Annotated in this window: 9 protein-coding genes; all 9 read right to left on the bottom strand. The window is 61.5% G+C overall.

Annotated features, from left to right (window positions below; translation table 11 throughout):
* Positions 1-182 precede the first annotated feature (182 nt).
* A complete protein-coding gene (locus tag WC683_19950; protein ID MFA4974882.1) occupies positions 183-521 on the bottom strand; it encodes a hypothetical protein in 339 nt (112 codons plus the stop codon).
* A gap of 56 nt (positions 522-577) precedes the next feature.
* Positions 578-796, bottom strand: a complete 219-nt coding sequence (locus WC683_19945; protein ID MFA4974881.1) for a hypothetical protein — start codon at positions 794-796, stop codon at positions 578-580.
* Positions 797-1,112: 316 nt separating this feature from the next.
* Positions 1,113-1,409 (bottom strand): hypothetical protein, encoded by a 297-nt coding sequence (locus WC683_19940; protein MFA4974880.1) that lies wholly within the window; start codon positions 1,407-1,409, stop codon positions 1,113-1,115.
* A complete protein-coding gene (locus tag WC683_19935) occupies positions 1,406-2,758 on the bottom strand; it encodes an FtsK/SpoIIIE domain-containing protein (protein MFA4974879.1) in 1,353 nt (450 codons plus the stop codon). Before WC683_19935 ends, WC683_19940 begins: the two co-directional genes overlap by 4 nt.
* Entirely contained in the window at positions 2,755-2,901 is a 147-nt protein-coding gene (locus WC683_19930) for a DUF1660 family phage protein (GenBank protein ID MFA4974878.1), read from the bottom strand. Before WC683_19930 ends, WC683_19935 begins: the two co-directional genes overlap by 4 nt.
* Positions 2,898-3,071: a hypothetical protein gene (locus WC683_19925; GenBank protein MFA4974877.1), complete on the bottom strand. Its 174-nt coding sequence runs from the start codon at positions 3,069-3,071 to the stop codon at positions 2,898-2,900. Before WC683_19925 ends, WC683_19930 begins: the two co-directional genes overlap by 4 nt.
* Positions 3,071-3,733 carry a hypothetical protein gene (locus WC683_19920; GenBank protein MFA4974876.1) on the bottom strand — a complete coding sequence of 221 codons (663 nt, stop codon included), beginning with the start codon at positions 3,731-3,733 and terminating at the stop codon, positions 3,071-3,073. The genes WC683_19925 and WC683_19920 overlap by 1 nt, the downstream gene beginning before the upstream one ends.
* Complete coding sequence (locus WC683_19915) at positions 3,720-3,941, bottom strand: hypothetical protein (protein ID MFA4974875.1); 222 nt, start codon at positions 3,939-3,941, stop codon at positions 3,720-3,722. Before WC683_19915 ends, WC683_19920 begins: the two co-directional genes overlap by 14 nt.
* Positions 3,931-4,140: hypothetical protein (locus WC683_19910; GenBank protein MFA4974874.1), on the bottom strand; the 210-nt coding region annotated here is incomplete at its 5' end. The genes WC683_19910 and WC683_19915, both read right to left, overlap by 11 nt.

Raw genomic sequence — 4,140 nt, 5'->3', positions numbered from 1 at the left:
ATGCCGTCATCGGTGGCTAGATAGTCCATGCGTCGCTCGCCACACTTGGGGCACTTGCAGTACTCGACAACCAACTCATTACCGTCGTCGTCCATGATGGCCTCTCGGCAATACTCGCTCAACGGGTTCATTCTCGTATCCTCTCTGCCCGCGTATCGCCCCGCGGGCTGGGCCTTGATGAATTAGCGAACGGTGTCCCACTGGTCGGCCAGGTCCAGCATTTTGTAGCCGATGCGCTCGACAACCTCAGCGACGTTAGCCAGCTCGCGGTCGGCGTCCTCGACATCCTCGCCATTGACCGGGATACGGAACTCGTAGCGGTTCACCTCGACTGTGCTGTAGGTCCGGCTCTGGTAGGCCGAAACGTCGATGGCCGCCAGCGGGTACAGTCTGCGTATCTGGTCCTCATATGTCTCGCAGTAGTTCTTGACGGTCTTGGCTAGCTGCTCGCCGCGGTAGTCCGGCATCATGCCCTCGGTGCCTTCCCGGTCCAACTCTACGTAGATGCTCTGGATGTTCATTCTGTGTTCTCCTTGCTCAACTTTGTGGCCCGGTTGTTGGCCGGGCCGGGGATTGACTACGGCTGCAAATCCCACACATAAGCGTCTACGATCTCATAGACCTTGGCTACCCTAGCGGCATCCTTGACTCCTAGCGCCGCGGCAGCGCGGTTAGCGCAGAACTGCCGAAAGCTGACCGTGATACCCGTACCGCCGTAGTATGCCGTATTCAGGTTGTCGATGTTCTGGTCCAGGTAGTCGCGGATGTCCTTGGCTGTCACTGGCTTGGTTTCCATTCTGTCTCCCCTTCCGTATCTCTGTGCTCGATCTTGTCTACATTGTATCACAACGTTGGTACGGTGTCAATACGTTATACGTAAAGATTCTATTAGAAATGGGGCAATGTGGGCTTGGGGCTTTATCGGAGCAGGTAGGCCAGGTATCCGAGGACGCCGAACACGAACAGCGCGCCGTTGGCTAGGAGGATGGTGCGGAGAGGGCATGGTGTGCGGTGTGGTGTGGCTCGTCTCATATCTATGGTGTGCCAAGCCAGCCACACGCGACGGGTGTTTTGGTGTACGGCATATAGCAGATGATTCACACCGCGGATATTCACACCGACCTCCTGCCGACCGTGGCGCGTTGAGTGTTGACGTTAAAAGCCTCGCGCCTGGGGGCTGCGGGCTTGGGCATAGCGCGCTCCGCCGTGGCCGGGATGGTGTGCGCGCGATGCGCCAGGTAGGCCACCACTAGCTTGCCGAACAGGTACAGCGCCAGGATGAGGATAATCCGCTCGCCCCACTCTAGCAGCACGTCGGTGGGGATGGGGTGAAACGTCTGGACTACGCCGAAACATCCCCATGTGATGGACCCCAGCCACACCCATAGCATGTAGCGCTCGGTTTTCATCGTAGCGCCCTCCTTGGCAATACCGCGCCCAGCCAGCGATGATGTTTGTCCTTGTCTATGTCGCGCTCCTGAATCCACCCGGCTATCATGCGCCGGGCAGGGGGGCGATGGTTGGCCGCATAGTAGGCCGCGATCTTGCGCGCCACGTCTGCGGGCAGATCGTCGCAGCGTCGGCCAGGATCGCCGACGGGCATCTCCGAGGCGAATGTGGCCGCTTGCGGGCTTGGTGTGATTTGATGGCCGCCGTACTCGGCGGCAGGCATATCCGCTTGCCACACCGGAACCACACCGCGCCGCGGCGGGTAGCGCTTGAGCCATGTCGCGTCCAGCGTGTCATCGGGACAGGCCGCTTGAAAGTGCGCGCCCTCCCTGCCCGTGGCTGCGGTGAATGCGGTAAAGTCCCCGCGCCCGTGGCTGTACTCCGCCCCTGCCCGCTTGCGCCCGGCCAGCCATGCGGATTGCTGCGCGTCGGACGTGCGCCCTATCAGCCGCGCCAGGAGGTTGGCTTTGATGTCGGCGGGGAGCCCGGTGAGCGTCTGGGCCCCGAATATCAGCCGCAGGCCGATGTGCCGCCCCATCCTGGCAATGGTGGATAGGTTGTCGGCGTTGGCCGCGTTGCGGCAAAGCTCCGTGCCCTCATCTACGAATAGTAGTAATGGCGTATCTAGGTTATGTCGAGTGCGCTGTGCTAGGAAATATAACACGGCGGCTATATCGTCTAGCCTGTCAAAGTAACCGCCTTGCCATACGGCGGGCATCCCCGAGAGCGGCGCTATATCGCCGGATGGATCTACGAGCGCCACGGGCCGCTGAGCCACGAGCGCCGATAGCGCCATGGTGCGGAGTAGGGTGCTCTTGCCGCTATGTGTCTGCCCGGCTACCAGGACATGCACGTTGGCCGTGGTGTCGAGTGTCATCTGATCCCCCTCGTCATCCTGGCCTAGCAGCAGATGATCGGCGGGCATGTCGGGGCATAGCGCAAAAGCAGCGGCGTAGGTCAACGCGACGCTCTGGTGTGGTGTGGCGACACGGACCCAGACGGTATCGCCCTCGCGCTTTACCTGGACGCTATCGACGTTTAGCGCAGTAGCGAACGCGGGCGCTAGCGATAGCAGCTTGCGTAGCACGCTCGTATCCAAGACATGCAGGCTATAGCGCACGAAGGGCATGTTATCGGGCACGTCGGTGATACCCGCTTCGATGAGCGTTTGCCGATAGTCGCCATTAGCGGTGTGAACCAGGCGCGTCGCTATGCCGTGCTGGTGGCACACGCCAAGGATACGGAGCATAGCGTCCGAGTGTTGCGTGCCGCGGCGCGGCTTGTCGAGGTGCAAACCTAGCAGGCTCATGATTTTACCTCCCGTCGGGGATCGCCGGCCCACAGGTGTGTTTTGCAACGGCGGCAGATGCGATAGCGGCCCTTGATGCTCCAGGTGTTCGACTTGCGCTCCGGGCCAGGACGATGGCCGAACAGGCGGCAGAACAGGCTCATGGGAACCTCCACCATAGATAGGCTACGGTAGCGATGAATAGCACGGCCATGAACAGGTTACGTCTATCGGCGTGCTTGTGGCGCGGGTCCATCCAGCGCCAGAGCATGTAGCATAGTGGACCCGCGGCGATAGCGCCGACCAGGGCGTTGTCCCACCAGGGCTTACCCATTAGCGGCCATCCTCTCCGTTGTGCTCGATAGCGCCAGCGGCTAGCAGCTCGCGGTATGCCTTGCTAACGGTAGAGTATCCGATGCCAAGCGCCTGTGCTACCTCGCGCTTGTCGGCGTGCGGATTCTCGCGGTAGGCCCACATGACGCGATCCTTAGCCGTGGCAGGGGCTATCTCGGCTATCACCTCGGCTACGCGCTCCGACGATGGCAACACGTCGGCGCTATGGCTAGTCTCTGCCACGTCGTTCTCTAGCATGTGCGCCAAAGTGCCCACGGCGCTGAGCGTCGCTAGCGTCAACAGGCCGAATAGCATGCTACTGGTCGCTACCGTGTTGACGGTGACGAGCACGGCGCCCACGGCGAACTGCGCGCCGAGTAGTGTCCAGGCTAGCCACTCTAGCGCGGGTGGCTTGGCGCCACGGGTCTGGTTATAGCGGCGCACCCTGAGCGCGGCGCGACTAACGACGATACCGCAGCCCTCCAGCGCCACGCCGGTCATGATCGACACGGGCCATGAAAAACCCAAAGTGCGTACCATGTTTTCAGCGGCTAGCCAGGACACCACGCCGTCCGCTACCGGGATAGCGAGGCTAGCGGCGGTGTGCTCGACGACCTCGACAACGCTATCCACGGCGCTATTGATGCGCTCAACTCTGGTCATCACTGGCCTCCTCGCTATCAACTTGCAACGCTTCACGCAGCCGAACGATGGTGCATCCCGGCTCGTGCCCCAGGGCAGACGAAACTGGCGTCGCAAAACCGCATAGTATGCAGTAGTGCGTGCTGGAATAGATGCTGGATTGTCGGCTGGCTATGCGCTCCAGTTCCTCCAGCGCATCGGCCAGCAGTTGGCGCGTTTCATCGCTCATTCTCTGCTACCTCCTCCCCAAACGGCAGCTCATCGCCGCTAGGCCCGTGGCCGTGTAGCGTGGCCCGCTCGATCCAGTAGTCCCTTTGCTTTTCGGCCAAGTCCGCACGGGCGCGCTGGCGATCATTGTCGACGTATAGCGCGGAGAACGCATCCAGCAGCTCGACGGTGTGCTCCGGCGTGACGTTGTTGGCGCGCGT

This window comes from bacterium (genome assembly GCA_041648665.1).
In the GTDB taxonomy this organism is placed as follows: Bacteria; UBA10199; UBA10199; order 2-02-FULL-44-16; family JAAZCA01; genus JAFGMW01.
The sequence above is the reverse complement of the archived record's forward strand: the minus strand, read 5'-3'. Positions and strand labels throughout refer to the sequence as shown.

What these genes read in the sequence shown, in the direction of transcription:
- WC683_19950 (MFA4974882.1), bottom strand. Translation starts at nt 521, where the DNA reads ATGAACATCCAGAGCATCTACGTAGAGTTGGACCGGGAAGGCACCGAG.
- WC683_19945 (MFA4974881.1), bottom strand. Translation starts at nt 796, where the DNA reads ATGGAAACCAAGCCAGTGACAGCCAAGGACATCCGCGACTACCTGGAC.
- WC683_19940 (MFA4974880.1), bottom strand. Translation starts at nt 1,409, where the DNA reads ATGAAAACCGAGCGCTACATGCTATGGGTGTGGCTGGGGTCCATCACA.
- WC683_19935 (MFA4974879.1), bottom strand. Translation starts at nt 2,758, where the DNA reads ATGAGCCTGCTAGGTTTGCACCTCGACAAGCCGCGCCGCGGCACGCAA.
- WC683_19930 (MFA4974878.1), bottom strand. Translation starts at nt 2,901, where the DNA reads ATGAGCCTGTTCTGCCGCCTGTTCGGCCATCGTCCTGGCCCGGAGCGC.
- WC683_19925 (MFA4974877.1), bottom strand. Translation starts at nt 3,071, where the DNA reads ATGGGTAAGCCCTGGTGGGACAACGCCCTGGTCGGCGCTATCGCCGCG.
- WC683_19920 (MFA4974876.1), bottom strand. Translation starts at nt 3,733, where the DNA reads ATGACCAGAGTTGAGCGCATCAATAGCGCCGTGGATAGCGTTGTCGAG.
- WC683_19915 (MFA4974875.1), bottom strand. Translation starts at nt 3,941, where the DNA reads ATGAGCGATGAAACGCGCCAACTGCTGGCCGATGCGCTGGAGGAACTG.